The organism is Megasphaera cerevisiae DSM 20462 (genome assembly GCF_001045675.1).
In the GTDB taxonomy this organism is placed as follows: domain Bacteria; phylum Bacillota; class Negativicutes; order Veillonellales; family Megasphaeraceae; genus Megasphaera; species Megasphaera cerevisiae.
On sequence record NZ_LEKT01000092.1, the window covers coordinates 1 to 4108 of the forward strand.

At 46.5% G+C, this 4108-nt stretch carries 4 protein-coding genes; 2 read left to right on the forward strand and 2 right to left on the reverse strand.

Going from position 1 to position 4108, the window contains the following annotated elements; genetic code table 11:
* Positions 1–223: 223 nt before the first annotated feature.
* Entirely contained in the window at positions 224–1594 is a 1371-nt protein-coding gene (locus tag AB840_RS14865) for an ImmA/IrrE family metallo-endopeptidase (RefSeq protein WP_048515618.1), read from the reverse strand.
* Positions 1595–1632: 38 nt separating this feature from the next.
* Between AB840_RS14865 and AB840_RS14870 the strand changes: the two genes are divergently transcribed.
* Positions 1633–2577, forward strand: coding sequence for an alpha/beta hydrolase (locus tag AB840_RS14870; protein ID WP_234984958.1), 945 nt, complete (start codon positions 1633–1635; stop codon positions 2575–2577).
* A gap of 80 nt (positions 2578–2657) precedes the next feature.
* On the opposite strand, the gene AB840_RS14875 is transcribed toward AB840_RS14870, so the two are convergent.
* Positions 2658–3353: a DUF542 domain-containing protein gene (locus tag AB840_RS14875; RefSeq protein ID WP_020311745.1), complete on the reverse strand. Its 696-nt coding sequence runs from the start codon at positions 3351–3353 to the stop codon at positions 2658–2660.
* Between the two features lie 96 nt (positions 3354–3449).
* Here AB840_RS14875 and AB840_RS16910 point away from each other — a divergent pair, with 96 nt between their 5' ends.
* Positions 3450–3593 (forward strand): hypothetical protein, encoded by a 144-nt coding sequence (locus AB840_RS16910; protein ID WP_201775889.1) that lies wholly within the window; start codon positions 3450–3452, stop codon positions 3591–3593.
* The last annotated feature ends 515 nt before the right edge of the window (positions 3594–4108 follow it).

Sequence of the window (4108 nt, forward strand, 5' to 3'; positions counted from 1 at the left end):
CCATCATCTCTTTGATGGTACCGCCAAGCAGATCCTTCAGGGCATCTTGGATGTCATTTGGTTTCTCGATGGTATACTCTTGGAAGAGCTGCTGGATAATAGCCCGCTTCCCATCGGTCATTTCAACCTTGTGAATCTCTTTCCGCTGTTTTGCCATGATAAAAAGTCCTCCTATGATTAGATTGTACCATAGAAGACCTTATGACTTCGAGTGGAAGTTTGTTTACAGAGATTTTTTCATAGGCTCTAATCTTTGTTGGCTTCCAAGCTCTGTAACGTCAATTTCCCGTAAAAACTCATTACAATCGTCTATGCTTCGTCCGGCGTAGCCAGAAAACAGATACGCATAGGCTTGCTGTTCCTTGTCATTCGGGTCGAAAGCTAATCCGGTTAATGACAATATCTCATCCATTTCGGTAGGTGTTAAGCGCAACCCCACACCCATTGCAACAAGCGCACCCATCTTGAACTTGTGTTCCGGTTTTTGAACTCGTGTATAGTTAATAGCGTCAAGCTTTGTGTTTTCTTGAAAAGTTGAAGAATTCCAATGTTCTTCTTGCATACGCTCCCATAACCACTTTGTTGAGGTTTTATGAGTAGACTGTGACCGTTTTAGTTTATTTTCAAAATCCTTTGCCTTGTTGAAAAGTTCGGTGTTTTGTGTGTTTGCGTCAAAAACGGCTTCTTTCTGGAACTCAGCATCATGCCTGTACAGTAATGTTTTTGTGGAACGCATTAACGACGTATTGACTAACTTCACGGAAAAATCAAGTGTGCATTCCGCTAGATGTGTTTTTGCATAGGCAGTCAGATGTGCTTGTTGATCATTTGAAGAAGATACATATCGACTATCATTTATTACGAAATATCCATCTGCAAATAGGAAAGCACCAGTATGCAGCGATTCTCGTAACAGTTCATTCTCACGATAGATTTCAAATGCGGTAAATAGATCAATAGGGGTGCGGTGCATTTGGGCTTGTGATTTGTATTTTGCTCCATTGGCAAAATCACTCTCTGTTGTATCATATGAGCAGAGAGGCTCTGCATCCGTAAAACCGAGCTGAAGCATTCTGATGGCTGCTGATTGGCGAGATACATTAAAAGTGTTAGCAAATTTTGTGACCATGAGTTCAGCAGCTTCTGCCCGATTTACAAAGCTCTCTGACCCTTTAATTAAATTGGTGAGTAAGATTTTTGCAGCTTTCTTTGGCATCAAAATTCGCGGAGCCATCATTTTAGCTTGCCATTCCATCGTTTCAATATCTGTTTTAATAGAAGTTTGATTTGAGGCATTTACTTTACTTTTTTCACAGCGAAAGGCGAATTCTTGTCCGTTGTTATGGAATCGATTGTAATTGAAGTAGTGCCTGTGCTTATACCAGTGAAAGCACTCATGAGCCAGTGTATTCCGAATCCGGCCTACATTGCCTATTGTTGCGTCGATAAAAACAAGACCAGCGTGAACTTCGTACCCAATAAACTCCTGTGAGTTCCAGTCGTATACATCAATGATACCATCACTAAATGCAATTGCTCCTTGTACACTGTCATCATATGATAGGCATTCGGTCTGAATAACATCAAGAGACATCCGATTTGCAATATCCCATATGGATAGGAAGCAATGCCATGGCGATGAATGTAGATGTGGACTCGGCTACGAAAGATATGCCGGGAAAAGTAGAAAGCACGGTGTTATCCGTTCCGGTAAAGACGCCGATGATCAATCAGATTTCCGACGTCGTATACGAACAGGTCCCGATGCGGGGCTACCCTAACGTAGCCATGAAAATGGACATCCTGCAGCCGAAATCGGACACGAAACAGCCTGCCATCGTTTACGTCACGGGCGGCGGCTTCATCAATGCCAATAAGGACAACGGCATACAACTCCGCATGCACCTGGCAGAAACCGGCTACGTCGTCGCTTCCATCCAGTACCGCGTGGCACCTACGGCCCGCTTCCCGGAACCCCTGGAAGATGTGAAGGCCTCTATCCGCTATTTGAAGACCTATGCAGACCAATTCGGCATCGACCCGGAACGAATCGGCATCATCGGTGGCAGTGCCGGCGGCTACCTCACGGCCATGGCCGCGACGACCAGCGGCACGACGACCTTTGACAAAGGCGATAATCTCCAGGTCGGGAGCGACGTAAAAGCAGCCGTAGACCTCTATGGCCTCTCTGACCTCACCCGCATCGGCGACGACTACAGTGAATCCGTGAAAAAAGCCCACCAGTCGCCTGGCGCCACGGAAGCCCTTTGGGTGAACGGCTCTGCCGTATTCGGCGGCCAGGACGGCGGCATCCTGGCCAATCCGGAAGGTGCCAAAAAGGCCAACCCCATCACTTACATTTCCAAAACCAGTGCGCCTATGCTGCTCATGCACGGCACGAAGGACACTGTCGTCTCCCCGAGCCAGACGGACCTGCTCTTCCAGGCCCTCCAGAAACATAACATCCCCTCGAAACGCTACCTGGTAGAAGGAGCAGCCCACGGCGGCGTCTACTGGAACCAAAAAGAAATCCTCGACATCATCACCGCTTTCTTCGATTCGTATTTGAAAAACTAAACAAATTTCTAAAAAAATCACCTGTCCCAAAGATGTTGATCAATCCTTGAGGCAGGTGATTTTCCTTATATTCAGAATATTCAGACCTGTTCGGCGTATTCCGGGAAGGCGATGGAGTTTTCCTTGAAGATGTGGATGAAGATGTCGTCAAAGAGCTGTTCCATGACAACATACGTCTGGCGGAAAGTCGGGCAAGCATCTTCTGGCGGCGTGAAGTTATCCGTAAGGGCCTGGATTTCTTTAATGACGTCGCCGGCGCCTGTATGTTCTGCTTCCAAATCCTGGATAAGTGCCAGCGTCTGGCTGTCCGGATGCGGATGCTGGCGCATCAGCGGGAAGACGAGCTGTTCTTCCTTGGCGAAATGCTCTTCCAGTTCTGCCTTCAGGCCGGCATAAAGATGGTGAAGACGCGTGAGCATTTTACCATGATGCGGATAATGGACGATGAGGATCTTGTTGAGAAGTTCTTCCGTTTCAGCCATGAGTCTACGGTCTGTAACGTGATGCGTCGCTTCCAGGTCGTCAAGCATTTCCGTGACTGCAAGCGTTTTGAACGCTTCGATATCGCCATGTACATCCCGCTGCGCAGCCTTTCTTTCTGCAGCCTGATTGAGCTCGGCCAGGAATTTATCTACGTCCAGGCCCTTTTCGCGGACAGCCGTAGCGATGGGGTCATGGCCGCCGCAGCAGTAATCGAGATGCAGTCCATTCAGGAATCCAATCGTATTCGGATAAGCTTTTACAACGTCAGCTAACGTCATGTCTTTGGTAATCATAGTATCGCTTCCTTTTCTCGTATGAATCTATTTTTATGAGTTAGTTTTTCAAGACATCTTGAGTATATCAGATACTGCCGGAGTCATCCGTAGCATTTGCAACGTAAAAAAAAATTCTCATACCTCGTCGCCTGCCAGGCCTCAAAACGGGGCGACGAACTCTATTGCCACATAGAAAAAGGCCGCATCGCCAGCCAGGGCGATGCGGCACGCTATGCCGAATCGGATTTGAAGATTTGAAACGGCAGCAGCTCTTTCACGACCAGATATTTCAGCCGTCCTTTATTTCCTTTATAAATGAAATCAGCTTCGTCGAAATATATCGGTATTTCACTCCACACACCCGTGAAGGGTGCGACATTTCCGTCAAATACATATGGGCTGATTCGTGGATGAAAGAGGACTGGTCAGCTGCATCAAAGAGATGGATAGCTCCAGTGCTAGAGTCGAAGGCGCCACGAATTTTTCCTTGTTGGTAGACCTGGTTACTATGCCCCGCCTGCTTGTACTTAGTGTAAAATAGTTCTCGGTAAGATATTGCAAAAAAAAGAAAAGACCTAGATAATAGATATATTGCCTAGCCAGCAAAATATATCACAACCGAAGGTCTTCTCATGGAATATATTATAGCAGAAATTATCAAAACAATAAAGGAATCCGATACCGCGATCATACGCGAAACAAAATTATTGCAGCTGTTTATGCGGATTTTCACAGAGGCACTGGTTTGTGCGTTAGAAATCATGGATACAGAA

What these genes read in the sequence shown, in the direction of transcription:
- AB840_RS14865 (WP_048515618.1), bottom strand. Translation starts at nt 1,594, where the DNA reads ATGTCTCTTGATGTTATTCAGACCGAATGCCTATCATATGATGACAGT.
- AB840_RS14870 (WP_234984958.1), top strand. Translation starts at nt 1,633, where the DNA reads ATGGCGATGAATGTAGATGTGGACTCGGCTACGAAAGATATGCCGGGA.
- AB840_RS14875 (WP_020311745.1), bottom strand. Translation starts at nt 3,353, where the DNA reads ATGATTACCAAAGACATGACGTTAGCTGACGTTGTAAAAGCTTATCCG.